A 26,826-nucleotide genomic window follows, 5' to 3' on the forward strand; every position below is an offset into this window, starting at 1 on the left:
CCGCGCAGTCAGCATAAATCCGGTGAATGAAGGAGTTGCTTGGACGCCGGGCAGGCGCATTTCAAGCGTAATGGGGGTAAAGTTCATCATGATGAACGAACGGTGTCGGGAGAAGGATCAGAGGGTTGAGCCTCGCCCGCAGGCCGTCAGAAGCCGCAATGCACGGAGAATCAGCGATGGCATCCCTGTATTTCTACTATTCGGCCATGAATGCCGGTAAAACCACGACCTTGCTGCAGGCCGCCTATAACTATGAAGAGCGGGGGATGCGGCCATTGTTGCTGGCCCCAAGTCTGGATACCCGGTTTGCTGCGACCAGTGAGGCGGATGCCTGGATTGCCTCGCGTATTGGTTTGCAGCGTTCGGCCTTGTCGATTAATGGCCATACGGACCTGTTCCAGCTGGTAGAGCAGCAACATCATCTGGATGCGCTGGCCTGTGTCTTGGTCGATGAGGCTCAGTTTTTACAGGCTGAGCAGGTCTGGCAGCTCTCGGATGTGGTTGATCAGCTGGGGATTCCGGTGCTTTGTTACGGACTGAGAACTGATGCCTTTGGACAGGCTTTCCCCGGCAGCGCAACGCTGCTGGGCCTGGCCGATCATCTGGAAGAAATTAAGACCGTCTGCCACTGCGGGCGCAAAGCCACGATGGTGGTACGTCTGGATGAAGAAGGACGGGTGATGACGGCTGGTGATCAGGTAGCGGTCGGCGGTAACGACCGTTATCTGTCCCTGTGTCGCCGACATTACAAGATGGCCAAGTCCGAAGGACGCGTGCAGTTCTTCCAGATACCTCAGGAGCGAAGCGAGCGTCTGGCGGATAATACCGAGTAACCCCGCACCAGCAGGCGCTTGAGTTTACGCTGGCGGCGCCTGATGGTGGCTCGCCAGGCCGGATAGCGGGCTGTTTCTGCCAGATATTGCCACTCCCGGTGCGCCTGTTCATCAATCCGCACTTTCTCAGGATGCAGATAAAAGCCCTGGGTATCTGCCTGCTCGATACGACCCTGCTCCAGCCACTCAGGCACCAGTGAGGCCAGGACCTTCACGTCCGTCAGCACTTTGGAAAGGCCGCGACCTGTCGCGGGAGAGACGCTTTGGTATTCATCACCAATAATCACCATGCCCGGACGGGCTGGAGCCTTGAGGCGATAATAGCGCGTTGGAAACGCCGCCATGGGTGTGCAAGGTTCACTCTCCCCCAGCGCCTGATAAAACTCGGGAAGATGACGCGCCAGATAGCTCATTGGCTGCTTACGAAAAGCTGCAATACGGGCATCCTTGCGTGGCCACTGGGTAAAGAGATTGACGCGCTGACGCTGGCCAATAGGAAAAAGAGTAATCAGATCCATGCCGGTTTGCCGTGAGGGAGCAAAGCTCGTCAGGGCTGCCAGCGGCTGCCTGGACGCCAGCTCAAAGGCAAAGGATAGAGAGGTCAGGTGCGGGTCTTCCTGCTGGTGAATCCCCAGCGCTTGCAGCAAAGGGTTGCTGCGATTACCGCCAGTGGCAACCACAAGTAAGCGTCCACTTACTCTCTTGCCATCCTTCATAATGACTGAAGGTGTGCGACTGTCAGGGTGCAATGACTGTACTTTCTGATACAGCCACAGCAAGTCCGTGGGAAGTGTGGAGCGCAGCTGATTCACCGTCGGGCCATAATCCATGCCGTACTGTTCGATCACACTTTCCTCTGTACTTACGCCCTGACGCTGACACTGAATATGCGTCAAGGCCGGACGGCAGGGGCGGCGATGATCCAGCAGGTTTAATTCCCGCAGCAGCTCGGCCTGATCCGCTTCGATTTTCTCTGCACGAAAGGCATCCGGATATCGCCGCTGGGGATCAATCAGAGCAATCGCCAGTTCCGGTAAACGCTGACGCAGGGCGTGCGCCAGGGCTGAGCCGGCAAAGCCCACTCCCACGATAATGACGTCTACCATCAGTTCGGCGCTGCGGTTATTCGGCGCCTGTGCGTTCATGGAGTTCAGTGCCATCAGGCAGTCTCCCCATTTGAAACGGACGCCTTGCTATCCGCTGCAACGCGCTTTGCCTGCTTGCGTGCCTTGAGCCAGCGCCAGCCCCGATAGAGACCGGCGGCGGCCACGCCACGCCAGCGCATGGTATAGAGACTCCAGCGTTCGTGGCGCTGTTGGCCCGTCATGCGCTCATGCAGCTGATGACTGGACTCAAGACTGACACGCGAGGCATCAAGCACCTGCCAGCCAGCATCAAGCCCCCAGTCAAACCAGGCTTGCAGGAGCAAGCGTCCACTGCCGAGTTCACCATAGGCCGGTAAAAACGCCAGGTTGTAGTCATAAAGTCGGCCCTGAGTCAGAAACCCCAGCCGGTAACTGATGATCTGGCCATTCAGCTCATGGGTGACCACGCAGAGCAGCCCTTGATCGGCCAATCCGGCGAGGCCATTGCGCATCCACGCCAGGCGTTGTTCTCCGCTGAAGACGCCAACGCCCTGATCGCCTTTCCAGCTGGCGGCTTCAACCTCGGCAATACGGGCCATTAGCGCAGGCCACTGATCCGCACCCGGCTGGTAGCGGTTAAGGCTCACACCTGCGGCATGACAGCGTTTGCTGGCGCGGCGCAGCTTGTAGCGCACATTGCCTTTGACTTCTTCACGATCATCCTCGCAAAGGAGATGTTCAGGCGGTGTACAGATCAGGCGTTGCTCACGCAGACAAATGCCTTTTTGCCACTGCGCGAGCCAGCCCGTTGCCAGCGTGTCCCGGGCATCCAGTTCATGGAGTTGAATCAGGTCCGGTTGGCAGTGAGCCAGAATAGCTGCGCCGATGGCGGGTAACAGCGCTTCGCAAGCAGGCGTCAGCAGCAGGCACAGTCGGTCTGCCAGGGGGTGCCCGAGAAAACGCAGCACCCGCAGTGGCAGTCCGGCCTGGGTTTCACGCTCCAGCTGAAATGCCAGGCAGCCGAGCAATTCGCCTGCGGCGGACTCCACCAGCAAGAGATGAACTTCAGCCTCAGGCGGTAATGCGGCGGCAGCGGCTCTTAGCCACGCCAGTTCCTGAAAGGGCGTTGCCAGCGGATGGTTTATCCACAGCTGCCTGTAGGCCTCTGCATTCAGGCTCCCGGGGCTATCCAGCCAGCGAAGATGTGCACTCATGCCGCGCTCTCACCTTTGTAGCGGCGAAGATGGCTAAGCAGGGGCGGTTCGTAGCTAAGCGCCTGTGCCCGGGTAAAAGCCCCGAAATAGCGGCTGACTTGTAGCATTGTGCCGCGCTCGTTAAAGCCGGTTGCCAGTGCCAGTGCCAGTGAGGGTTGGTTGGTATCGGCAATGACGGCGCTGATGCGCTCCACTCCCCGGCCCCGCAGATCGGCAAAGATACGGGTAATGACGCTGGCCGTGCCGCGGCGGCGCAGGGAGGGCAGCAGCTCAACGTTGATCACAAAGGCAGACTTCTCCGGCACGGTGAAGTGATAGTGATAAAACTGCCGGTCGTAATAATCCCGCAGGCTGAACCAGATATAGCCGACCACCGTTTCCTCGCGGAACAACAGATAGCCCGGCGTTTGCTCATGCAGCAGCTCCGGTGCCAGGTGGGCAAAGGCAGGAAAGTACTGCTTGAGACTCTGTACCCCGGCACTGTCGGCACGGCGCCATTGCAGCCCCGGATACAGGGGCCGAAGGTTCAGTGGCATGTCCAGCTCACGTTCCATCCACAGCAGGTGCCAGCGGGTAAACAGCAGCCGCTCGCGCATAATACCCAGACAACGCATCACCCCTTTTTCACGCAGGCGATGGAGGGCATATTTCAGTTTCATGGATTGGCCTCCCAACCCAGGGCAAAGAGCTGGTAGGGGGCAATAGTGAGCTGGACGTGTCCTGCGACGCATTGCAGTGCCTGAGTCGTGACCGGTGTTGCGCTGGCGAGAGTCATATCCTGCTGGCTTGGTGCCAGTGCACTCAGGGTGACAGCGGTGCCATCGTTACAGGCAGGCAGGCTGAGGTTCAGGTGCTGGGTGCGATTGGCTTTATTGGCTCCCAATACGCTGAAACGCTGGCCATCGTCGCTGCGCATCGGCAGCACATCCACTTCAAAGGCGGGATTATCCACAAACAGTGCTTGTTCAAGCCAATGGTTGTGGATAAAGACCTGAGCTGCGCCCACGGGTTTCAGGGTGGAAGTGCCATCCGTGTGAGGCGTCAGCATGCCCTTGGGATAACCTTCCTCATCGGCGGCGAGGAACCAGTTAAGACCACCCAGCAGACCATCCCGGGAGGCATTGATGACGACGGAAGTCCACCACAGGGCAGCAAAGTAAGAATTCTGCTCATAAGGGCTCAGGGTGGAGCCACTGCCGATGTTGGTCTGATCCAGCAGCAGGGTTTTTGCCGGTTGCCCACGGCTGTCGCGGCCTACCAGATCCGCAGCGGAATTGACCTGCTGGCGGTAGCGCCGGGTATCCAGTGGATCGCGAATCATCCAGCTGTGCCAGGCCACGGCATCAATCTCACGACCATGCTCGGCCAGTAAGCGTTGTGCCCAGTCGATGCCACGACGCTGGGCGGCATTATCGCTCAGCGGGCCATTGATCCAGCGCGAACTGGCCGGAGCAATCAGCCGAACGCCAGCCGCGCGGGCATCGTCATCGACCATGGCAGCCAGTGTGGTGAAGTAACGGGCAAAGGTCTCGTATTCGGGATAATTCAGGTTGGGTTCATCGGCCAGACCGAGATAGTGCAGACCGTCTTTAGGCAGCCGCTTGGTGGCCTCCAGCCAGGCATGCAGGGCGCGTTGAGTGGTGCTGTCAGCTTGCAGATACGCCTGCCGACGGCTACCGGCCAGCAGGGTCACGGAGTTCTCCATGCCCAGCTGCTGCATTTGCTGGCGCATGGCATCTTCACGACGAGGGTTCTCTGCCATCAGATCCACAAAGGAATACAGCCCGGCCAGCCGTGGGCCGGTCTCACGAATCTGTTGATAACTCGCTGCGGGTAACTGGTGATAAGGCATCCCCAGGCCGAGTAAAGGTAATTTACCGGTGACCTGGGCGCTGACGTTGATGGTGGCGGCACCGGGTTGGGATTCCGGTACAAACAGCGCCTGTGGATTATTGGCAAAACGATTGGCGGCGCCATCCAGCCAGAATCCTGCCTTGCCATTACCCTCAAACGTTAGCTGCCAGAGGGTCTCTTTATTGCTGGCAGGCAGCGTCAGGCTGTCGGAATCGCTGTAGCGGGTATGCTGTTGCAAGCGCAGCTGCTGGCTGGCCTGATTGCCAAGACTCTTTACCTGAAAGCCCGTCACACCTTGCTGATACTTACCCCCAAGACGTACAGGCACTCCGGCAGGCTGACGGAAGTAAAGGCTTTCCCCATCACGAGCATAGAGACTGACATGCAGTTTCGCCGGTTCGAACTGGAGCTGGCCGCTTTTGGTGGCCACCTGATAGCTGCGAAAGCTGTAACCGGGAATCACCAGTGTATAGGGGCTGTCTTTAGCGGGCAGCGCAACGATGCGGTTGCCCTGAACGGAGGAGGCGGGAATCACCAGCTCCTGCATCAGCTGACCCTGATTCCCGAGGACATAGAGATGCTCCTCATTGGCATCGGCCTGCCAGGCCGGTGACCAGGAAAGATGCAGCTGATCATCCTGGCTGACCTGAATCAGCATATGTCCTTCGCGCAGCCGCTGCCATTGCAGGGGAGCCGCATCTGCAATACTCATCCACAGGCTGATCGTCATGGCGAGGGCCAGACTGACGCCGGTGTGAGACCACCGTTGCAGGGCGTTCATGTTGTCGGTTCCGAATGCTTGTCTGAGGGGTTATCTGACGATCCTGTCAGATGCTTAAGGGTTGCCCAGTCACTCCGGCGCGGCCAGAGGGTGTGATGCAAGGGCGTGCCACTGAGCTGACAGTACCAGCGTAGCAGCAGTGTACACACCAGCAAGCTGGCAAGGGAGTTAGCCAGTGCGGCGCCTTCAATTCCGAAGGTTGGAATCAAAATCAGGTTAAGGATAACGCTGGCGGCTGCTCCCATACCGGCGCGGATCGAGAGACCGCCGGGTTTGCCTTTGCCGAGCAGATCCAGGCGCAGAATGCTGGAGTAACAGTTAAACAGCATGCCCGGCAGCAGGATGAGCAGTGCCGAGTAGGCGGGCTCATAGGCATCCCCAAACAGGGTGACGATCAGCCAGTCGCCGACCAGCGCCATGGCGGCGCAGGCCAGCAGCATCGTCAGTGCCGTCATGCGCAAGGCAAACGGGGTGATGGCCTGCATATCGGATTCCTGCCGCAGCAGGCGCTTCATTAACGGCGTGGTGACTGCTTCCGGCACGATGGAGAGCAGTTCTGCTGCGGCACTGGCCATGGCGTAATAACCCAGCTGTTCACTGCCGATCAGCAGGCCAATCAGCACGTAATCCGCCCGCGCCATCAGCTGCTGGAAGAGTACACCGGGATGGCTTTTCTTGCTGTAGCTCAGCAATTCCTGATTGGCCGGTTTATCCCATTCCAGAGCGAAAGGCTGCAGGCGCTTCATCCAGCACCAGCCAATCACTGCGGAGGTTGTCAGTCCGATCAGCCAGCTGCTGATAGCGGCCAGCAGGGCATGATCTCCCCAGAGCATGAACAGGCACAAAAACGCCAGCAGCGGAATCAGGGACTCCAGCAAGCGCATCAGGTTGTACTGGCTGACATGACCGCTGGCGTTATGCAGTGTCAGCAGACTGGCCTTGAGGACGACCAGCGGCACGGCAATCAGCAGTAGCCAGATCAACTGGCCGAGCTCCTGAGTGACATCCAGTGCCTGACCAAAATTGACCATGCCTGAGACGCCCAGCAGCGTGGCGCCGGTCGCTAACAGGCAGCCAAAGAACAGGGCCTGCACCAGCAGGATACCCATCCGCCGATGCTGGGCCGCTTCAAAGCCAAGAGCAGTATTCAGACCGCCGCTGGTGATGGCGGCGATCAGTTCAGGCAGCGCACTTAGGAGGGCAAAGAGCCCGCGCTCACCCGGCCCGAGAATACGGGCAAGTAACACATTACGCAGGAGTCGCAGTACCGTCATGGCGATACGGGTACCGAGACTGAGCAGGAGGTGACGACGATAACCCTTAAACTTCATGGATTTCTTCCAGCTTTGGCCCCCATGCGGATACGCCAGCCCAGTAATCCGGGACGGGCGGCCGCTCGCTGGCTCAGGCAGATGCGCGGAATCCCCAAAGGGTCGGCAGTGCCTGTCACCAGTCCGGGTCGGGTGCTGAGCGCCCAGGGGATGTGCCGCTGTCGCAGCGCCGCCTGAACCTCAGCGTTGTAATTGCCATTGGGATAGCAATAGATCGGCAAGGGCTGGCGAACTTCACGTGCCAGCGCTGCCAGACTGTGATCCAGCTCCCGCGAAAGCTCCTGCGGTGAGAGCCGATCCAGCAGGGCATGGCTGGCGCCATGGGCACCAAAGCGGAAGTGACCGCTTTGTTCAAGCTGACGGATCGCTGGCCAGTCCATGGCCTGAGGCTGGCCGCTGGCGGCAAGGGCTGCCAGCGAAATCAGGGTGTCATCGCTCAGGGTTTTAAGGCTGGCGAGGTAATGCTGTAAGTGAAAACTGCGCTGCTGCGGGCAGAGCCCCGCGCGTCGCACACCTTCGGGCACCGGCATACCGGCATCGGCTAAAGCCTGCAGGAGTACGGGGTCCTGAGTTGGGCAGTTAAGGTTGAACAGTCGCTCGCCAATACTTTCCCACCAGAAGGTGGTGGAATTGCCGGGAAAGTCCGTGGTGACAAACACACTCGCTGTGAGCTGATGCTTTTGCAGCAGTGGCAGGGCAAGCCGGGCGTTATCTTCCCAGCCATCATCGAAGGTGAGGGCGACTCGCGGTTGCTTCCCGCCCGCGGGCTGCTCCAGCAGATCCGTCAGTGCTACACAGTCAAATTCGCTGGCGAGCCAACCGAGAAAGCGATCAAAGGTCGAGGCCGCCACACAGAGCTCATTGCGATGGGGCAGCGCCGCTTCGTCTTCATCCTCGACGATCCGATGCAGCATCAGCACCAGACCATTGGTCAGCAGCTGTTGCCGGGCCGCCTGACTGCGCAGCCAGCGCTGGCCGCGCCACTCTTTGAGCTTGAGGGTCAGTGTCGCTTTTAACATCCGTGTCTCTAACGATTCTGTTGTGGGTTCCAGGCACCGAGGCGCTGTCCGGTCAGGTAATAACAAACGGCAAGGGCCATCCCGGCCAGACTTACCAGTAGGAAACTTGCCAGACGCAGGGGCTTGGGCAAGCGCCAGCGCAGACCGAGCAGCAGGGCCACAAGGCCCGTGCCATACCCGGCTAATTGTAGCCAGAGCAGCGTATTCATCCAGGCGGATGTCGATGCCAGTGCCGCGGTACTGAGCAGTAATGGCAGCAAGAACAAGGGGGCCAGTCGGCGCAGCAGTTTATGACTCAGCAGTGCCAGTGCATAGCGACCATGACGTAACGGGTTCAGTAGGGATGCCCGCCGTGTCAGGCTGTGCAGGCCGCCGAGAGTGACACGAATACGGCGACGAAACTGCTTGCCGGTGTCATCGACTCCCTGATCCAGCACGATGGCGCGTTCAGCATAGGCAATGCGCTTGCCCGCTGCCGGGGCGCAGGTGCTGAGGTGAAAGTCATCATTGCAGTCGCCGGGCACGCTGGTGAACAGCTCACGGCGCATAGCCATCAACGCACCGTCAGTCGCGACCATACAGCCGCAGCGGCTTTCAGCATTGCGCAGCCAGCTTTCGAAACGGCGATAGGTGCTGTCGCCCTGACTTAAATGGTCACCCGTTTTGTCGATCTGCATATTGCCGCCGACCACCCCTACGTCATGGTCATTCAGCGGTGCCAGCAGGTGTTCGAGGGTTTCCGGCAGCCAGCGGTTATCGGCATCGGTAAAGACCAGAATATCGCCCGTAGACTGCGCGAAGGCCGCGTTCAATGTGGCTTGCTTACCCTGACGCGGCAAGTCCAGCCGCTGGATGCGAGGATCGTTAATGCTGGCGGCTTCTTCAAGGGTGTTATCGGTGGAGCCATCAGAGGCGAGCAGAATCTCCAGCGATTCGGCCTGATAGGTCTGCTCCAGCAGGCTTTGCAGCTTTTGCGCAATGTGCCGGGCCTCGTTATGGGCGGCAATAATAATGCTGACACGATAGGCCCTGGCCTGTCCCGTCGTCGGTGCTTTCGAAAGGCGTGCAAGCACCGCCACCATCAACGGGTATCCCAAAAACGCCCACAACGGCAGGGCCAGGCTCAGGATGAAAATCCACTCAGCCACGCGATGGCCTCCTGCTGTGTTGATTGAGTACATTCAGTGCCAGCGCCCAGGCCGCCAGATGCAGCCGCACCCAATGCAGCAGCCACAGCGGCAAGAGTAAGCCCGGTCGTCTGACCTTCAGGCACTGGCGCGCTGCCAGTATGCCGCCGGCGCTCAGGCTGGCCAGCGCCAGTAGCAGGGCCGCCCAGCCAAAGGGGTTGGGTTGATTCATCTGGATTGCCCAGAGCAGATAACTGCCCAGACTCAGCAGGCTGATCAGCGCCACAGCAAAGGCCAGTAACGGAAAGCGCAGGGCACGAAAGCCCAGTTGCTGCTCCTGACAGAGGCGAAAGTGATTGTTCTGACGCCAGAGCTCTTTGCCGCACCATTCGCTGAAGCTGCGCTCGTAGCCGTAGTTCACCGCCACCGGGGAGGAAAGCCGCTGCTGCTGATAGCCCAGCGCGTGAAGATGCAGGCCAAAGGCTTTGTCTTCACCGGTGCGCAGGCGCGATGAGAAGCCACCGCTTCGCTGGAAGGCCTCACGGGTAAGCCAGAGATTGGTGGAAGGAATCCAGTTCAGTCGTTGTTTAGGACGGTGAAAGCCGTGCTGGCGCGCCTGCCACACCTGGGCATACCAGGGCGCATGAGCCGGGGCTTTCATCGCCAACGCGATCAGGGCACTGCCATCCTCGTTATGGGTTGCTTCGCACTGGCTCAGCCATTGCGCGGGCATTTCGATGTCGGCATCGATAAAGGCCAGATAGTCAGACTCCGTCAGCGAGGCGCCGAGGTTGCGCATCGCTCCAATGGTTAGGCCGCGACCATCAATCACCCGCACGCCGAGGCTTTCTGCCAGCTGCGGGCCGTTGTCACTGGAGCCGTTATCGATCACCAGCACCTCGCTGCTCCCCTGCCACTGTTGACAGGCGGCACGCACGGCCTTGAGGGTGCGCAGAATCTGGCCTTCCTCGTTATACATAGGAATGATGATGGCGACCGAACTCATGAACTGGCCTCCACCGGCCGGCTGCGTTTGGCGCGCTGGTAAAGCACGGAGCTCAGGGCCAGCAGCATCCACAGATACTTGTGATTCGGAATACTGAGGAACATCAGAAACAGCGCCATGCCCAGCATGCTCAGACCATAGTGAGCGGCGAGGTCGGCATTTTCCTGTTGCTGGTGCAGCAGAAAACGTCGGCGTGCCTTAAGGCAGCACAGCAGCGCTGCACCGACCAGCGCGGCAAAGAGTCCGCCGCCCGGAATGCCTGTTTCAGCCAGCAGCTGCATATAGGTGTTATGCGCCGGGCGGAACAGGTCCGAGCGGTCTGGCTCGAAGGAAAAGGCGGCGGCATAGTTGCTCTGGGCGTAGTGCACCGGGAAGGTTCCGGGGCCTGTGCCAAGCCAGGGGTGTGATTTCACCAGCTCAGAGCCCACCACCAGATAGGACGTGCGGCGGCCAAGGGATGGGTCCTGCACTGCATCCACCCCTTTTTTTAACAGCATCAGCGTCTGGATATGCTTGAGATAGTCATCAGGCAGCGCCTTGTAGGCCACCGGCAGCATGATAAGAATGCCCAACAGGACAAAACCTGCATGCCGGGGTTTGAAGCTGACCAGTCGGCGTCGGTGGTGCCAGAGGCCCATGAGCGTCGACATCAGCGTCACCATCAGTGCCGAACGGGAGCCGGACTGCACCAGGCCTGCCAGCAGAATGACCATCACCACGCCCCAGCCCAGTCGCCACCAGAGTTCCGTGCGTTGCAGCCACGTCAGCATACCCAGTGGCAGGGCGACCACGACCAGCAGGGCGAAATAGTTCGGGTCGGACAGCAGGCCGATCGCACGTCCTTCCACCTGATGATCCTTGGTGGCAAAGGCAATGACGCAGGTCGCGGCGACTGACAGTGCGATACCCTGACCAAAATGGCGAAAGGACATGCGCGGGGCAAAAATCAGCGTGCTGACAAAGAGGATCAGGCCAACCAGCAGGTCTTTGAGGGTGGAAATGGACAGCAGGCGCAGGTCAGATTTCCATAGACTGAGCAGGTACCAGGTCATAAAGGCGATGAGGATGGGCCAGAGCGGGCTTTGCCAGTCCTCATTGGGAATCTGGCGCAGTACAAAACGCAAAGCCAGAATGACAATCAACGCCAGCCCCACGAGCTTGGCGCCGGTGACCTGACCGGTAAAGAGACCCTCAAAGGGCACCAGCGCCCCCATCATCAGCAGTGCCAGCGCCGGCCAGCGATAGAGCACGGCCATGCCTCCGGCGCCGACAATCACGCCGGGAGCCATCATCGGTTTGACCAGCAAAAGCGCCAGCGCGGCCAGTGCCAGCGGCAGGCCAATCAGCGTCAGCGCAATCATGGCAGCTGCGCCTTAAGCGTGCTTGAAAGCCCCGCAACGTCTGCATAAAGCTGTTGCCAGCGCGGGCCCTGCACACTCAGGCAGTAATGCTGCTGTTGGCGTGCCTGCGCTTTCAGGGCTTTTTGCTGGCGGGCTGCATCGTCCGTCAGCGCGCTAATGAGTGCTGCGCCCAACGCCTGCACATCTTCGGCGGGCACCAGCCAGCCGCTGTCTTGATTCAGTACATCGGGAATCCCGCCGACGGCAAAGGCCACGACAGGACAGCCGGCCTGCATGGCTTCCAGCAAAATCATGGGCGTGCCTTCCGTGCGAGAGGGCATGACCAGCAGATCCAGCCCCAGAAGCCAGTCGGCAATGTTCTCCTGATAGCCACTCAGCGTGACGCGATTGCCCCACTGAAGCTGGCTCAGTTCTTCTTCCAGTGTCGCCCGCAAAGGGCCATCGCCCACGAGATCAACCTGTAGCTGAGGAAAGCGCAGCATGAGCTGCGGCAGCGCCTGTAAAAGCAGATCAGGGCCTTTTTCATGACTGAGACGACCGGCATAACCCAGGCGAAGTGAGCCTCTGCTAACGCTACTTACCCCATGCTTACTTGATTGCGGCTCTGAGGCGGGCAGGGCATTGGTCATCACATGGAGTTTGCTGGCCGCAATTCGCCACTGACGATGCTGCTTTGCCAGCAGGGAGGATACGCAGGCAACAGCCCGAACCTGTGGCCAGTGGCATAGCGCCAGACTCAGGCGCCGGTACAGACGTTGCTTGCTGCTGGTCGGGGTGAAGCCGTGCTGAGTCACGATCAGCGGCAAACGTAGCAGAGTGGCGGCTGCAGTACCGAGCATTTGTGCTTTGAAGTTATGGCTGACCAGCACCAGTGGCCGGCTCTGCTGCTTAAGCTGACGAAGCTGCTGCAATAGCGCCGGCAAGCCCTGGCAATGGTGCTGTTCGATACCGCCATCGCGAAAACGCGCCTGAAGCGGCGCGGTGGTATCCAGAAAGATCACCCGGTGGTCAGCCGGCACGTGGCGGCAATGGTCATAGAGCACCCGCTCTGCGCCATAAAAGCCGCCACTGCTGATCAGATGCACCACCTGCATCCTCTTTACTCCGTCAGCCACTGACGCCACCAGGCTTTGCTGCCCCGGCGGTGTCGGGCCGTGGGCTCAGTAGCGGTCTCATTGATGACCATGAGCACCGGCAAATCCAGCTGGCTGGCGATTTGCGCCGGATGCTTGAAGCGGTGATCAAAGAACTCACGAATATAGCCCGCGGCCAGTGCCAGCAGTAAGCCTGTGATGGCGCCGAAGATAATCACACTGATGAGGCTCGGGGTGGAAGGCTTGGTCGGTGGATAAGGACGACTCAGGATGCGGGCGTTGGAGGCGCCGCGTGTATCCTGCTGCTGGGTTTTGCTTTCCTCAAAACGCTGGGTGTAGCTGGAGTAAGCCGCCTGGAGGGCATTGATCTGGGTATCCAGCTGGCGCAGCCCGGATTCCACTTGTTGCAACTGTTCCACCCGCTTGCGCTCGCGCTGGATACGCACATCTTTCTGGTCGATCAGGGCCTCGGTGATGGCAAGCTCGTTCTGACGTTCACTGATTCGCTGAGCGATCACTTTGGCCAGCTGCTGGCGGGTGCGTTCAATTTCGGCACGTGCCTGCTTCTCAGGGATGCTGCCGGACTGATAAGTGGCCGCCACGGTACCGTAACGGGCAATCTGTTCATTCAGCATGGTGCTGAGCTGGGTCAGCTCGGCATCGGCCGGGTTGGCATTATCGCCATTACCTGCCACCGCCAGTGGGAAAGAAGAGGCCGTGACGGCGGCTTTCTTGCTCGCCTTGAGGGCGCGATTGAGAAATTCCAGGCGATGACGCTGTTGCAGACTGAGATCCCTGGCTTGATCCAGTGCCTGCTGCTCACTGTTAACGGTCGTCAGTGCCAGAGCGATTTCCTGCGAGGGATCAGCGGCCTGATGGGAACGCAGCAATGCCAGACGCTGATCTTCCAGATCTCGCAGGCGGTGTTCGTATTGCTCACGCTTCTGACCAAAAAAGCTGGTGGGGAGTTCGCTTGACTGCAGGTTCTGGCGCTGCAGCAGGTACTGATCCAGCAGGGCATTGACCACTCTGACACCCAAGGCGGTGTCCTTGGTCTGGTAATGAATACCGATAACGTTGGAGCCCGGTATCGGCGTGATGTCGAGGGCATCCAGTGTCTGATCCGTCAGGCTGGCGAGCGGGTCGCTTGGCTCTACACCCAACAGATCTTTGATGGGCTGAATCACATACTGGCTCAACAGGCCGGGTTCAGCGCTAAACACACCTTGCTGTACCAAAGGCTCCAGGGTGGCGCGGATCAGGGAAGGCGAGCGCAGAATGGCGCTTTCCGTTTCCATGTCGGCCAGTGTGGGCGGCACGAACTTGTCGGTATCCGAGGTCAGCGCCGCGCTTGGGTCAAGCTGGGACAGTTTTTTAGACTGTACCACCACCTCGGCGCCAACATCGTAATGGGTCGGCATCAGTAATGCGGCAACGCAGGTCAGGGCAAAAAAGCCGAGAAAGACCCGCTTGATCAGTCGCTGGTTGGCGAAAAAGATCCGCAGGAACTCATGCAAATAGTTTTCCGAACTGGTCATGACAGGCTCTAGTTAACGGTATTTTTATTATCAACACGGTACGACAGGCCGAAGTTGACGCCCTGGAACAGGATCACGTCGGCCATCTGGCGCGCCAGTTCCCCAGCCTTGGTCAGGTGGGATTTCGGAACATAAATCAGGTCATCGGGCTGCAGGTACAGCATCGCCATGGCCTTGCCATCAAGAGCATCCTCCACGTCATACACGCGGGCTTGCACCTGATTGCCCTGGCGGCGCATTAGCACCACTGAATCCAGGCTGGCACCAATGTTGGTGCCTCGTGCCATGGACAGCGCTTCAAGAATCGAGATCGGGTGTGTCACCGGATAAGCGCCTGGCTGCTGGACTTCACCCAGCAGGTACACCTGTTTGGCGGCGCTGGCCTGCAGCAGCACATCAACGCTGACCTGTGGCTGGTTTTCGGCATAACGCTGGTTAAGCGTTTGTTGCAGCTGGCTCAGGCTCAGGCCCTGAGTGGGTAAACTGCCGATCAGCGGGAAGCTGGCAAAACCATCAGAAGCGATAGTGACCTGATGGCTCAGGCCGGTGTTGGGATTGGTCAGGGATTCGCGCAGGCTGTCGAGCGAGGTCTGGGAGCGGGAAATCGACAGGGTTACCTGCGGGTTATTCAGCACCCGCCCATAAGCCAGATTCACCGCTTCACGGGCTTTTTCAACCGTAAGACCGGCGACCAGTAGCGAGCCCACATAGGTCAGAGGGATGGTGCCGTCCGGCAATACTAGACGCGAGCCACTCAGCTCGGGTGCTGTCAGAAAGCTCAGTTCCAGCTGGTCGCCCGCTTCAATGTGATAGCTGCCGGTGGTCTGGTTGGAGAGGTGATAAATCACTTCCAGCTGATCTTCCGGACGCAGGAGGGATTCAACCGGCAGAGACTCGCTCAGCACCGGGGTGATATCGCCCACGGTCGTGCTGACGGGCATCCGTGCCTTGTCCTGAACGCCACAACCTGCCAGCGGCAGAAGGCAAATAAGCGCCGTAAGAGCGCGTCTGCCGATGGCATTAAAGCTGATCATAAAGCCACCTTGGCATGTAGTATTTGCGGCGATTGAAGATAGTGCCGAGCAATTTGGCGCCACTTTGACGCAGGCGCTGAACCGTCGCCTGTGCGACTTCCCAGCGGGTGTTTTCACCCGCCACCACAAGAATGACGCCATCCACCAGCGCGCTCAGCATCAGGGTATCCGCGGAGGTATAGACTGCATCCGAGTCGATGATGATAAAGCGGTAGCGGCTTCGCAGCTCATTCAGCAGCGGGCGAAGTTGACGGTGATACAGTCCATCCTGCCAGAACTGACGACGGCCCAGTGGCAGCACATCAAAGCTCACATAATGGGAAGAGGTGACCGCGCTGCTGATCGCTTGTTGCTGCAGGGCTTCAATCAGCCCTGGCGCTTCAGCGAGCCCGGCCTCGCGGGTCAGGCTTTGATCAGACAGGCTGGTATCGATCAGCAGAATACGACCCATGGCACTTCGGGCAAGCTGCTCTGCCAGCTGCCTTGCTGCTGTCGTGGTCCCGGTTTGCGGGCCGGGAGCGGTCATCAGGAATACCTGCTGTTCGGGGTCTTCCAACAGCGAGACTAGGTTAACTTCACTGGCCTGCTGAGGACGCGGGGATACGTGCGACATGCTTAACCTGCTCCGTCGCCGCTGATGACCTTGATGGGGGTTTTCAGCAGAATTTTAAGATCCAGCCAGAAACTCTGCTGGAGGATATAACGGCGATCGAGCTGGACGCGCTCGTCGAAGTCGATATTGCTGCGACCGGAAATCTGCCAGAGGCCGGTAATGCCGGGATAGGCATTCAGGCGGTCCAGATGATGATCCAGATAGGTGCGGGCATCAAAGGAGGTCGGGCGTGGGCCCACCAGACGCATATCGCCGCGCAGTACATTAATCAGGTTGGGCAGTTCATCCAGACTGGTGCCTCGAAGCCAGCGACCAATCCAGGTAATACGCGGATCACGTTTGATCTTGAAGTCGACTGAGTCCGGGCCATGATGATTCAGATGGCGCAGCTGAGCTTTCAGCTCTTCGGCATTAACCACCATGGTGCGGAATTTGAACATACCAAAGCGGCGGCCACGGTAGCCTGTCCGTTGTTGTACAAAGAACACCGGCCCTCGGCTGGTGAGTTTGATTAACAGAGCAATGATCAGCAGAACAGGAGAGAGCGCCAGTAACGCAGTACCTGCCACCAGGGCATCCAGATAGCGCTTGGTAGCGGAAACTCCCCAGGTGCGACCGGAAAGACGTTTTTCCAGTTCCCTGATTGAGAGTTCGATTTTTCCCCGGAGTTGTTGATTAGAGCGTTTGTTATTTTGGGCTGTCAGTGATGACGTCAGCACCAGCTTGTCCATAACGCTGGAGACCCTTTTCAATAGGTGGCTAGGAGCACGGGATACTCAGGCTGGTACAAGACGCGCGCGACCGCGCCCTGCACAAAGCAGCAGCCGCGCATGGTAATGAAAAGATAGGTGAGGTTATGTAAATTTTTATTTAAAAAAGTTTCAGGAAAGAGGGTTTTTTGTGCTTTTTGCTTTTTGAATGTGCAAGAAAAAAGAAATGGCAGCCATTGACTGCCATCCTTTAGTTGAATTGCGGGGAGATAATGCTGCTATTTTCCCTCGGGATTTCGGGCGTTTAGGTAGGCTTGCTCCGACACCTGGTGCCATTGCACCGCTTCATCACGGAAAGCCTTAAAAGAGTCATAAACTTTCTGGGTGATTGCGTCCTGCTTGGCTTCTTCTGCCACTACCTCATCTGAAAGACGCTTCAGCTCGGACAGAACATCTTCAGGGAAACGGCGCAACTGGACATTGTGCTTCTCGACCAGCTCTTTGAGTGCCGAGTTATTTTTCGCTGTCAGTTCTGCCAGCATGTCCTGGTTGGCAATGCGACAGGCATTGAGTACCAGGGTCTGCAGGTTTTCAGGCAGTTCTTCCAGCGCTTTCTGGTTGATAAAGCACTCAAGGGTGGTACCTGGCTCATGCCAGCCTGGGTAGTAGTAAAATTTCGCCGCTTTATGCAGACCAAAGGCCAGATCGTTGTAAGGACCTACCCACTCGGTTGCATCAATAGCGCCGGATTGCAGTGATGGGAAAATCTCGCCGCCGGGCAACAGTACCGGCGTACCGCCTGCGCGCTTGATCACTTCACCGCCAAGGCCGGGAATACGCATCTTCAGACCTTTCAGGTCATCCACGCTGTTGATTTCCTTATTGAACCAGCCGCCCATCTGCACGCCGGTATTACCCGCAGCGGTGGGAACCAGCCCGAAAGGCGCATAAACTTCTTTCCACAGCTCCATACCGCCGCCGTGGTAAAGCCAGGAGTTCATTTCCTGTGCGTTCAGGCCGAAAGGCACGGCGGCAAAAAACTGGGCTGCTGCACTTTTACCTTTCCAGTAATAACCGGCGCCGTGGCCCATTTCAGCGGTACCGCGGGAGACGGCATCGAACACTTCCAGCGCGCCTACCAGCTCATTGGCGCCGTAGACTTTGACCTGAACCTGGCCGTTGGTCAGCTTGCCGACCATCTCTGCCAGGAAGTTGGCACCTGTTCCCAGCCCTGGAAAGTTCTTGGGCCAAGTCGTTACCATCTTCCACTTATAAACTTTGTTCTCATCGGCTTTAGCGGCAGTGGTGGTTGCCATGGCGCCCGCTGCAGCGCCAACACCCAGCGCCTTGATAAGTTCGCGACGTTTCACAGGATTTCCCTCTTGGTCCAGTTTTTATCATTGTTACCGATGCGATCGTGCGGCCCGGTGGCCGGAGAAGGAATCACGCATCAGTTCGGACGAAATTAGTCACAAAGTGTGTCTCAGCAAAAAACCTAGCATGGGGTCAAGAAGCCTGCAATCGAACCTTAGGTGAGGTTTATCTGCCTGCGGGGCGCGCTTTAGGCCGGGCGCCGCTATAATGGCAGACCCAGTGAAGCGGAAGCGCTGATCCTCAGGATTCTTGCCCATCCATGGAAACTTCGCTGGCAATTGCCTGCCGCTGGTGAAAAACTGGAGGCTTGTGGGATAACCGGACGGGATCACGTCTTTGCTACAGCCAAACCTTCTTAAGCATATCGCCGAATGCCGGGCGCAAATGCGCAAGTCCGAGCAGAAAGTTGCGGACCTCGTATTGGCGCAGCCGCAGGGTGTGATTCATATGCGTATTGTGGATTTGGCCGCTAAGGCAAAGGTCAGCGAGCCGACGGTGGTGCGCTTCTGCCGTGCCTTGAATTTCGATGGCTTTCAGGACTTTAAGCTCTGTCTGGCACAGGTGCTCGCCAGTAATGCCAATTTCGAGCAGTTCTCCCTCAACAATCAGGACACGGTGCAGGAGTTCAAGCACAAGATCTTTGAATCGACCGTGGGAAACCTGATGAATGTCCGTGATTCACTGGATTCGGACACCCTTGAGCAGGCCATTGATGTGCTGTCGCAGGCGCGACGGGTCGAGTTCTGGGGCTTTGGCGCTTCCGCTGCGGTGGCCGCTGATGCCCAGCACAAGTTTTATCGTTTGATGATTTCCTCAACGGCATTGTCTGATCCGCACATGCAGGCGATTTCAGCCCTGACACTGGGTGAGCAGGATGTCGTCGTCGCCATCTCCCAGACGGGCCGTACCAAAGATCTGCTGCATTCCATTCGACTGGTTCATGATGCCGGTGCCCAGGTGATTACCCTGTGTCCGGGTCAGACGCCGCTGTCAGAGCTGGCCGATATCGCCATTCACATTGATCTTGCCGAAGACAAGGACCTCAATACCCTGATGACCTCTCGCGTTGCGCATCTGGTGGTCATGGACATTCTCGCTGTCGGTGTTGCCATGCGTCATGGTCCGACCCTGATTGATCATCTCAAAACCATTCGCCGTGGTTTGCGCTCACTTCGCCTCAACGAACGCCGTCCGCTCAAAAAAGACTGAGACCTTTGTCGTAGTTCGTTGTTCAGTAATTGACCTTCCCCATCCAGCTGGTTTAAAACAAAGTTCACGTTGTGCAATTTGTAATCTGGCTGACATCTTGCATAACTACTCTCATGGTATCTGCAGTGCAGATATCCGGGTGAAAACAACCCAGTGACCCATCAGGGAGTCGATGGTTTGGCAGGACGTATTCCCATTGTCCTACCAGGGGTAGCGGTCAGGTGCTCAGACCGAAAGCGAGTTTTTCGGGCTCAGTACGGGATCATGGGAATGTGGTCGTGCCAGCGCGGCTCCTGAATGTCCAAGGTCTTGCGACCTGACAAAGGAGAGCACTCTATGCACACATCTGAGCGTTTGGTGGAAGTTCAAGCGGAACTCTACAATATCAATGCGTCATTGGAGCGGGAATCGCGGCAGACTAAGCAGCGTTTTATGACCAAGAAGTCACTGGAAGCAAGGCGTACTATTGAACGCCTTCGCGAAGAGAAAGACCTGGAGAAAGCCGCTGCCATGCACTGGTTTGATGAGTAATCACTGACCTGCATGACTGGTTGTTTCCAAGAGCCCGTTCAGCGGGCTCTTTATCGTTTTAAGCCCCCAGCCCATTCATTGCTCCTGCCTGTCTGACACCTTCCTGCCTCTTGAAAGTCTTGTGTGTTTGGCTCTTCTATCTCTTTGATAAATAATTACTTTTTGATGTGAAACGATTCTGATTTCACAAGTCTGATAGCGCCGCAGCGGAAATTCCTGCGCTGATCTCTTACACTTAGCGCTTTCCTTGTCGGCATGGGCCGGCACCCTGTCTTTTTTGCTGCTCACTGGAGAATGGCATGAGCCTGTTTGTCGCCACTTGGGTGAAGTTCTTCTTTCTTTACGCCCCGTTCTTTGTGGTATCGATGTTTTTGTCTCTGACCCGCGGCGAAGATGAACCGTCGCGACGCAAGGTGGCAAACCGGGCGCTGGTGGCGGCGTTGATCATCAGTGTGGTGCTGATGTTCTTTGGTAGCCCGCTGTTCGATATTTTGGGAATCACGCTGGATTCCTTTCGCATCGGCTCCGGCATTCTGCTGTTCCTGTCGGCGATTTCCCTGGTGCGTGATGGTGTGCGCACCCACGCGACCGGCATGCCCAATGAAAACCGTGATGATATTGCCGTGGTGCCTCTGGCGATTCCGACCATTATCGGGCCAGCTACTATCGGTGCGATCCTGGTCTACGGTGCGGAAATGAAAGGCTGGGACATGCTGATCGGCTTGCTGGGAATGCTGGCCGCACTGGGTTGTCTGGCGATTATTCTGCACCTAAGTAGTGCATTTGAGCGTCTGTTGGGCCGCACCGGTCTGAATATTCTGAGTAAAATCACCGGCTTGATTCTGGCGGCCATGGCCGCGCAGATTGTTCTGGCAGGTGTCCGCAGTTTTATGGAGTCGCTCTGAGGCGATGCCCTTCAGTGATTGGCGTAGCGCCACTTTCTAAAAAAATCAGGTCACACTTGCTGGCGACCTGATTTTTTATCTTCCGTGAAAACGTCCGGTATTTGCTGCTGCGAGGGTTTCACGCATCAATCCGCATCATCGTGCAGCGGCATTACATCCACCTCGACGGTCAGTTCATGCTGGCCACCGCCACTCATCAGACCTTTTAGCGGGACGACATCAGCATAGTCGCGACCGAAGGCCAGAGTGATATGGCGTTCATCAGGGATCAGGTCATTGGTCGGGTCAAAGTCGACCCAGCCTTGCTGCGGATCAAAAACGCTGAACCAGGCGTGGGAGGCATCCGCACCGACCAGACGCTCTTGTCCGGGTGGCGGAAGGGTTTCCAGATAGCCGCTGACATAGCGTGCAGGGATGCCCATGGAGCGCAGGGCACTAATGGCGAGCTGGGCGAAGTCCTGACAGACGCCACGTTTTTGCTGCAGCACTGTATGCACCGGCGTGGCCAGTGTGGTGAAGCCCGGATCGTAGGTAAACTCGGAATTTATCAGATGAGACAGACGTTGAGCCCCTTCCAGAATCGGCATGTCCGGCTCGAATACGGTTTCGGCAAAGGCACGAAACAGCGGATCAATCGGCGTCATTTTGGTTGCGGTACGCAGCAGACGTGCATGCAGGGACTGGGCATCGGTGGACTCGCCCAGATGCTGAATCACCTGTTCCCACGGCATCGAAGCTTCGATATCAATCTGTGCGGCACGGGGCAGCACTTCCACCAGCGAGCTGATCTTGACTTCAAGCTCGCTGTGCAGGGTATTCACGTGGAAAAACGTATGGCGGTTGCCAAAGAAATCCAGATGATCGTACAGGCTGCTGGGTGACGGATTCACTTCCAGGCGTGTGCGGCGAGTCTTCTGATAAGCCAGTTTGCGCGGCGACAGACAGCTCAGGTTGTAGCAGTTGGCCACTTCCTGCTGGTAGCGATAACGGGTCAGATGGCTGATCTGGTATTTCATGAATGTGTTCTCATCACAGTACTCATCGTCTCCGGCCTAGATCCGCACAATCGGCTTGGGAATGTCGGCATGGTTGAAGTAAGCCAGAGTGATGGCGTCCGAGAGTTGGATCAGCAGCGTCTGGATACGCTCCAGTAATTCGCCCAGTTGTTCGGAAGGTTCGCCGGTTTCGGTCATCAGGGCATCCAGATCGACCAGTTGCAACAGGGCGACAAGCTCGACCATCAGCCGCTGTTCGGCATTGAGGCCGGGCAGGGTCGAATCACGATCCGGCAACAGATTCACCTGGCGTTTCAGGCGGGCGCATTGATAGCCCACGGAACGGGGTGTGCCTTCATCGAGTAATAGCAGGTCGATAATCGCCACCGGATGCAGCTCGGTGCGGTAGCGGCGGCGATAGGTCATCAGGGTATCGGCTTTGCGCAGCACCGCTTCCATCAGGGTGGCGGTGGGCATCGGGTTCTTCACAAACACGCTTTCAAGCAGTGAAGTCGTCTGCATGGCACGTTCGATATGCTGGCCAATATCCATGAAGCGCAGGGTTTGGGTACGGCTCATGGTTTCATTGTTAAGGCCATAAATCGCCGATTGCAGCAGAATCACATCATCCAGCGCGCGCACCATGCGCGAGGTCGAGCCCTGCGCCGGGAAGGTATTCAGCGCATTCTGCAGGCGCTCAAGCACGTGCCAGGTATCTTCACTGAAGAACTCGCGCACGGATTGGGCATTCATGATCAGCGACTGCATAACCGTCAGCAGGCCATCCATACGATCGCGGGCGAAGAGTGAACTGAGCTGGCCGGTGAGTTCATCCGCTGATTCGGTCGGGGTGAAGGTGCCGCCGTTAATGGTGCAGGCGAACTCAACCAGCGGTGTCAGGGTTTCGATCTGCTCTTCACGGGCCACCGTGCTGACCAGCGGCAGGGTGGCTCGCAAGGCACGACAGGCGAGGTTGAGGCGCTCGCTGTAACGGCCCATCCAGAACAGGTGATCAGCCACACGGCTGGGCAACAGGCCGGAGCGGCGAGAGAGGCGCACACTGGTAATGGCACTGTGCAGCAGGCTGATGTGCTGACTGGAGCGGCTGTGCAGCCAGACTTCCTTGGCCACGAAGATGGACTCAAGCCCGGTTTGCAGCGCCAGAGGCTGTTCATGACAACGGGCCAGACCACCGGGAAGTACGCAGTCTTCATCATTCTGGCGATGCAGTACGAAGTTACGCAGTACGACACTTCGCGGTGCCAGCGCATTATGCTGCCAGACAGGAACGGTGCTCAGTGGCAGGGCCTTCTGTGCCATATAGCGTGCCGGGTCCTGCTGAATCCGCTGGATAAAGGCTTCGCGCTCATTACGGGTGATGCTGGCCAGCGCGATCAGTTCGCCGGGGCGCTCAAGATCTCGAATGATCAGGCTTTCAGCCTCATCCAGCAGCGCTGGCAGCGTCTCGGCATTGCCGCACCAGTGTGCCTCAACCGAGGGCAGCAGCAGCGGCTCTTCCAGCAGAAATTCACAGAGGGTATCCATGTACGGCAGCAGGCAACCACTGTCGACCAGCGAAGTGCCCGGCGGGTTACAGCACAGGAGGTTGCCCTGACGGATACACTGCAGCAGACCGGGAGTGCCCGCGATACCGGCATCCAGCTCCAGCGGGTCACTGACATTGTCTGGCATGTAGCGCATCAGGCCATCGAGTGGCTGCAGGCCACTCAGGGTTTTCAGCCAGAGGCGGCCTTCCTTGTACATCAGGTCGGCGCCGTGGACGAGGGCGATGTTCAGATAGTTGGCGAGGAAGGCGTGCTCAAAATATTGCTGGTCACGGTAATTGCGCGTCATGAGGCCAATCAGCGGCTCATTGTTGTACGGCATGTGCGCGACCATGGATTTTTGCAGGTCTTTGAAGAAGGAGGCCAGCTGACGCTTGCGGAAACGGCGGGCCAGCTCGGGCACGACCTGATTAAAGGCCACGCGGTTTTCCAGCACGTAACCCAAGCCGCCGGGGGCCTGTGAGCTGTCCTGAAAGGCACAGAAACGCCCTTGTGCATCACGGCCAACATCACTGCTCATAAGCATCAGCCATTCGCCTTCATCGGGCAGCAGGTGATGGCAGGGCAGCAGGAAGCTGGCATTACGGTAAATCAGCTCAGGCGGCAGAATGCCGAGCTTGAGCAAATCCTGTGGGCCATAGAGATCTTTCAGAACGGCGCTGAGCAAACGACGACGCTGGCGCAAGCCGGCTTCCAGTTGCTGCCATTCCTGAGCATCAATCAGCCAGGGAAGAATATCGAGGGTGCGGTTTTGCTGACGCTGGGGGTCAAAGGTCGCGCCGTGCTCGCGCAACTGGTGCTGCAAGTCGGTGCTTAAGCCTGCCAGGGTCTCGCTGCCCTGATCGGCAAACCAGCCATAGACGTCCTGCCAGGCACTTTGCTGGACGTGGGGAAGCCATTCATCCCGCACTTTAGCCAGTGGGCGGTAGGCCTCAATCAGGCTGGCCAGGGAGGCGTTTTCAAGCTGGGTCATCAGCAAACCTTTCTCAGGGAAAACCCGGCAGACGGGCTGCCGGGGAACTGATCTACACGAAGCGACTCACCCGAGTCATTACTCCGGAGTGGTCAGTGAGTCCGAGATCAGGGCCGTATGGATATCAATCAAACCGGCTTGCAGATCATCAATCAGCCTATGCAGATCATGGGTAGAAAGTTGACTCATTGGTTGAGATTCCAATTCTTCCCGTAATTTTGCAATAGTCTTGAGCACGCTGTCAGCACGTGGCAGGAGTTTGGCTTCATTTTGCATCTTATCGAGGCAATAGACGATGGAGCGGGGGAACGCCTGATAGCTGAGCAGGAAGCTCACCACATCGGCCTCGTCACCATCTTCCTGGGCAAAATAGCGCTGATAGGACTCAATACCACCCAAGGCGTTCAGTACGGATTTCCACTTGAAGGTGCGGCGACCTTTCAGGCCCGCAGCAGGAGTGAGCTGCTGCAGAATCAGTACGTCCATGATGCGGGTCGTCATGTCGGCACGCTCAAGGTAGCGACCGATGTTGAACAGGCGGTAGGTGTCATCACGCAGCATGGTGCCGTCCATGACGCCGATCACCATCTGGCAGCGGCGAATCACCTCCACCATCAGGTTGTAGCGGGTACGTCGGCTGGAGGCCTGAACACATTCAGCCTGCATAAACTGGTTGAGGGAGTTCACCTCTTCCCAGATATCGCGCGGAATCACTTCACGAACGCAACGGGCGTTGTGACGCACCTGGGTACAGGAATAACGGATAGATGCCGGGCTGTCAGAGGCGGCGATGAGATAATTCATCACGGCGCGCTCACTGGAGCCTGACTCGCTGATAAAGCGGCGGTTATCCTCGCCCAGGACGTTGATCAGGACCGGCCAGCTGAACAGGCTTTCCTTGTGGGTGTCGATCAACATATTGGTGGTGGCGTTGATCAGTCGTGCGGTGTCGTCGATACGCTCGAGGTAGCGACCCATCCAGTATACGTTTTCGGCTACTCTTGCCAGCATGGTTCAGCCCTCGTCGCTCACAATCCAGGTATCCTTACTGCCACCTCCCTGAGAGGAGTTGACCACCAGCGAACCCTTGCGCAGGGCTACACGGCTCAAGCCACCGGTGGTGCAGTAAAGCTCTTCGCCTTGCAGAATGAAGGGCCGAAGGTCCAGGTGACGGGGTTCAAGCACGCCGTCGCACAGAGTCGGTGCGGTCGAGAGTGCCAGCGTGGGCTGGGCGATGAAGTTACGTGGATTGCTGCGGATGGCATCGGCCATCTTGGCGCGCTCCTCATCACTGGCGCGCGGGCCAATCATGATGCCGTAACCGCCGGATTCGTTGGCCGGTTTGACCACCAGCTTGTCGAGATTGGCGAGCACGTATTCACGTTCCTTGTCATCCATGCAGAGATAGGTTTCAACGTTGTCGATCAGCGGTTTTTCACCGAGGTAGTACTCAATCAGCTTGGGTACATAGGCATAGACCACCTTGTCATCGGCAACCCCTGAGCCCGGTGCGTTGGCCAGACCCACATTGCCGGCTTTCCAGGCGCGGATTAGCCCTTTGATACCCAGTACCGAATCTTTGCGGAAGACTTCCGGGTCAATAAAGATGTCGTCGATACGGCGGTAGATCACATCCACCTGCAGCGGCCCACGCAGGGTGCGCAGATAGACTTTGTCGTCACTGCCGACATACAGATCGGAATTCTCAGCCAGGTAACAGCCCATCTGCTGAGCCAGGAAGCTGTGCTCGAAGTAGGCCGAGTTATAGATACCGGGTGTCAGCAGCACGACGACCGGCGTGACATCCTTGCGCGGCGACAACGACGCCAGGGTGCGCCACAGCTGATAGGGGTAGTCATCCACCGGCAGAATGGTGCTTTCCGCGAAAAGCTCAGGGAAGACGCGCTTCATGACCGTACGGTTTTCCAGCATGTAGGACACACCGGAAGGCACTCTCAGATTATCCTCCAGTACCAGGAAGGTGCCGTTTTCATCGCGGACCAGATCCGTTCCGCAAATGTGTGCCCATACGCCATGAGGCGGCTGGATACCCTTGCAGGGGGCGAGAAAGTTTTTGGAGTTAAGGATCAGATCCGCCGGGACGATACCGTCCTTCAGCACTTTCTGATCGTTGTAGAGATCGTTGATAAAGAGATTAAGTGCGCGAAGACGCTGCTTAAGCCCGGCACTGGTGCGTTGCCATTCACTGCTGGAGATGGTGCGGGGGATCACATCCAGCGGCCAGGAGCGGTCAATATTCTGGCTGTCGGAATAGACGGTGAAGGACACGCCCATGGCGCGGATGGTGGCATCCAGCTGTTGCTGGCGGCGCTGTAATTCTTCTTCGCCCTTGTTAACGATAAATCGTGTAACCGGAGCGCCCTCCGGACGGGGTTGGCCATTCGATTCGACCAGTTCATCAAAACACCCGGGTGTAAGCTGATACTGACCGAGTGCGTAAGCGTCTGACATGGATGCACACTCCCTAGTTTTTGTAATTCCATTGATACATCGTTGTCGCCTGAGCCGTTAATGCCTTAAAACAGGGACCTGCATTCACCAGTAGTCAAAGCAAGGCAGGTGCCATGTACGTGAAAAAAAGACCACGGCACTAACGTTCGAACAGGGGCAGTGCAATGTTTCTGTGATCCGGAACGCTTCCGGCTCACCGCCG

Annotated in this window: 23 protein-coding genes; 4 read left to right on the forward strand and 19 right to left on the reverse strand. The window is 57.8% G+C overall.

Features of this window, described 5'->3' with window-relative positions; genetic code table 11:
- Positions 1-176 precede the first annotated feature (176 nt).
- Entirely contained in the window at positions 177-833 is a 657-nt protein-coding gene (locus ACKC9G_RS15465) for a thymidine kinase (protein WP_411406991.1), read from the forward strand.
- Here the strand turns inward: ACKC9G_RS15465 and ACKC9G_RS15470 are convergent.
- From ACKC9G_RS15470 to ACKC9G_RS15540, 15 genes are all read right to left on the reverse strand, one after another.
- Positions 794-1,993, reverse strand: coding sequence for a lycopene cyclase family protein (locus ACKC9G_RS15470; protein WP_411406993.1), 1,200 nt, complete (start codon positions 1,991-1,993; stop codon positions 794-796). The genes ACKC9G_RS15465 and ACKC9G_RS15470 overlap by 40 nt on opposite strands.
- Positions 1,993-3,132, reverse strand: coding sequence for a GNAT family N-acetyltransferase (locus tag ACKC9G_RS15475; protein ID WP_411406995.1), 1,140 nt, complete (start codon positions 3,130-3,132; stop codon positions 1,993-1,995). The genes ACKC9G_RS15470 and ACKC9G_RS15475 overlap by 1 nt, the downstream gene beginning before the upstream one ends.
- Complete coding sequence (locus ACKC9G_RS15480; RefSeq protein WP_411406997.1) at positions 3,129-3,791, reverse strand: N-acetyltransferase family protein; 663 nt, start codon at positions 3,789-3,791, stop codon at positions 3,129-3,131. Before ACKC9G_RS15480 ends, ACKC9G_RS15475 begins: the two co-directional genes overlap by 4 nt.
- Positions 3,788-5,767, reverse strand: coding sequence for a hypothetical protein (locus tag ACKC9G_RS15485; protein ID WP_411406999.1), 1,980 nt, complete (start codon positions 5,765-5,767; stop codon positions 3,788-3,790). The genes ACKC9G_RS15480 and ACKC9G_RS15485 overlap by 4 nt, the downstream gene beginning before the upstream one ends.
- Positions 5,764-7,098, reverse strand: a complete 1,335-nt coding sequence (locus ACKC9G_RS15490) for an oligosaccharide flippase family protein (protein ID WP_411407001.1) — start codon at positions 7,096-7,098, stop codon at positions 5,764-5,766. The genes ACKC9G_RS15485 and ACKC9G_RS15490 overlap by 4 nt, the downstream gene beginning before the upstream one ends.
- Positions 7,095-8,117, reverse strand: coding sequence for a polysaccharide deacetylase family protein (locus ACKC9G_RS15495; RefSeq protein ID WP_411407003.1), 1,023 nt, complete (start codon positions 8,115-8,117; stop codon positions 7,095-7,097). Before ACKC9G_RS15495 ends, ACKC9G_RS15490 begins: the two co-directional genes overlap by 4 nt.
- Positions 8,118-8,125: 8 nt before the next feature.
- Positions 8,126-9,265: a glycosyltransferase family 2 protein gene (locus tag ACKC9G_RS15500; protein ID WP_411407005.1), complete on the reverse strand. Its 1,140-nt coding sequence runs from the start codon at positions 9,263-9,265 to the stop codon at positions 8,126-8,128.
- The gene (locus tag ACKC9G_RS15505) at positions 9,258-10,250 is read right to left on the reverse strand and encodes a glycosyltransferase (RefSeq protein WP_411407007.1); all 993 of its coding nucleotides are present in this window, start codon (positions 10,248-10,250) and stop codon (positions 9,258-9,260) included. The genes ACKC9G_RS15500 and ACKC9G_RS15505 overlap by 8 nt, the downstream gene beginning before the upstream one ends.
- A complete protein-coding gene (locus ACKC9G_RS15510) occupies positions 10,247-11,611 on the reverse strand; it encodes an O-antigen ligase family protein (protein WP_411407009.1) in 1,365 nt (454 codons plus the stop codon). The genes ACKC9G_RS15505 and ACKC9G_RS15510 overlap by 4 nt, the downstream gene beginning before the upstream one ends.
- Positions 11,608-12,705: a glycosyltransferase family 4 protein gene (locus tag ACKC9G_RS15515; protein WP_411407011.1), complete on the reverse strand. Its 1,098-nt coding sequence runs from the start codon at positions 12,703-12,705 to the stop codon at positions 11,608-11,610. Before ACKC9G_RS15515 ends, ACKC9G_RS15510 begins: the two co-directional genes overlap by 4 nt.
- A gap of 5 nt (positions 12,706-12,710) precedes the next feature.
- Complete coding sequence (locus tag ACKC9G_RS15520; protein WP_411407013.1) at positions 12,711-14,243, reverse strand: GumC family protein; 1,533 nt, start codon at positions 14,241-14,243, stop codon at positions 12,711-12,713.
- Between the two features lie 8 nt (positions 14,244-14,251).
- A complete protein-coding gene (locus tag ACKC9G_RS15525; RefSeq protein WP_411407015.1) occupies positions 14,252-15,277 on the reverse strand; it encodes a polysaccharide biosynthesis/export family protein in 1,026 nt (341 codons plus the stop codon).
- Complete coding sequence (locus ACKC9G_RS15530) at positions 15,264-15,890, reverse strand: CpsD/CapB family tyrosine-protein kinase (protein WP_411407017.1); 627 nt, start codon at positions 15,888-15,890, stop codon at positions 15,264-15,266. The genes ACKC9G_RS15525 and ACKC9G_RS15530 overlap by 14 nt, the downstream gene beginning before the upstream one ends.
- Before the next feature lie 2 nt (positions 15,891-15,892).
- Positions 15,893-16,621 (reverse strand): sugar transferase, encoded by a 729-nt coding sequence (locus ACKC9G_RS15535; RefSeq protein WP_411407019.1) that lies wholly within the window; start codon positions 16,619-16,621, stop codon positions 15,893-15,895.
- Positions 16,622-16,878: 257 nt separating this feature from the next.
- Positions 16,879-17,970 (reverse strand): TRAP transporter substrate-binding protein, encoded by a 1,092-nt coding sequence (locus ACKC9G_RS15540; protein WP_411407021.1) that lies wholly within the window; start codon positions 17,968-17,970, stop codon positions 16,879-16,881.
- 340 nt (positions 17,971-18,310) lie between these two features.
- Here ACKC9G_RS15540 and hexR point away from each other — a divergent pair, with 340 nt between their 5' ends.
- The 3 genes from hexR to ACKC9G_RS15555 all read left to right on the forward strand — a co-directional run bounded on the left by hexR (position 18,311) and on the right by ACKC9G_RS15555 (position 20,619).
- Positions 18,311-19,183 (forward strand): transcriptional regulator HexR, encoded by an 873-nt coding sequence (gene hexR, locus ACKC9G_RS15545; RefSeq protein ID WP_411407023.1) that lies wholly within the window; start codon positions 18,311-18,313, stop codon positions 19,181-19,183.
- 336 nt (positions 19,184-19,519) lie between these two features.
- Positions 19,520-19,714: a PA3496 family putative envelope integrity protein gene (locus ACKC9G_RS15550; RefSeq protein ID WP_411407025.1), complete on the forward strand. Its 195-nt coding sequence runs from the start codon at positions 19,520-19,522 to the stop codon at positions 19,712-19,714.
- 299 nt (positions 19,715-20,013) lie between these two features.
- Entirely contained in the window at positions 20,014-20,619 is a 606-nt protein-coding gene (locus ACKC9G_RS15555; RefSeq protein WP_411407027.1) for a MarC family protein, read from the forward strand.
- Between the two features lie 125 nt (positions 20,620-20,744).
- Here the strand turns inward: ACKC9G_RS15555 and ACKC9G_RS15560 are convergent, their stop codons facing one another.
- From ACKC9G_RS15560 to ACKC9G_RS15575, 4 genes are all read right to left on the reverse strand, one after another.
- The gene (locus ACKC9G_RS15560) at positions 20,745-21,635 is read right to left on the reverse strand and encodes a transglutaminase family protein (protein WP_411407029.1); all 891 of its coding nucleotides are present in this window, start codon (positions 21,633-21,635) and stop codon (positions 20,745-20,747) included.
- A gap of 36 nt (positions 21,636-21,671) precedes the next feature.
- On the reverse strand, positions 21,672-24,152 hold the full coding sequence (locus tag ACKC9G_RS15565; RefSeq protein ID WP_411407031.1) for a circularly permuted type 2 ATP-grasp protein: 2,481 nt from the start codon (positions 24,150-24,152) through the stop codon (positions 21,672-21,674).
- Between the two features lie 78 nt (positions 24,153-24,230).
- Positions 24,231-25,163 (reverse strand): alpha-E domain-containing protein, encoded by a 933-nt coding sequence (locus ACKC9G_RS15570; protein WP_411407033.1) that lies wholly within the window; start codon positions 25,161-25,163, stop codon positions 24,231-24,233.
- 3 nt (positions 25,164-25,166) lie between these two features.
- Positions 25,167-26,624, reverse strand: coding sequence for a circularly permuted type 2 ATP-grasp protein (locus ACKC9G_RS15575; RefSeq protein ID WP_411407035.1), 1,458 nt, complete (start codon positions 26,622-26,624; stop codon positions 25,167-25,169).
- Between the last annotated feature and the right edge of the window lie 202 nt (positions 26,625-26,826).

Source organism: Pokkaliibacter sp. CJK22405, from assembly GCF_046614695.1.
Taxonomy (GTDB): Bacteria; Pseudomonadota; Gammaproteobacteria; order Pseudomonadales; family Balneatricaceae; genus Pokkaliibacter.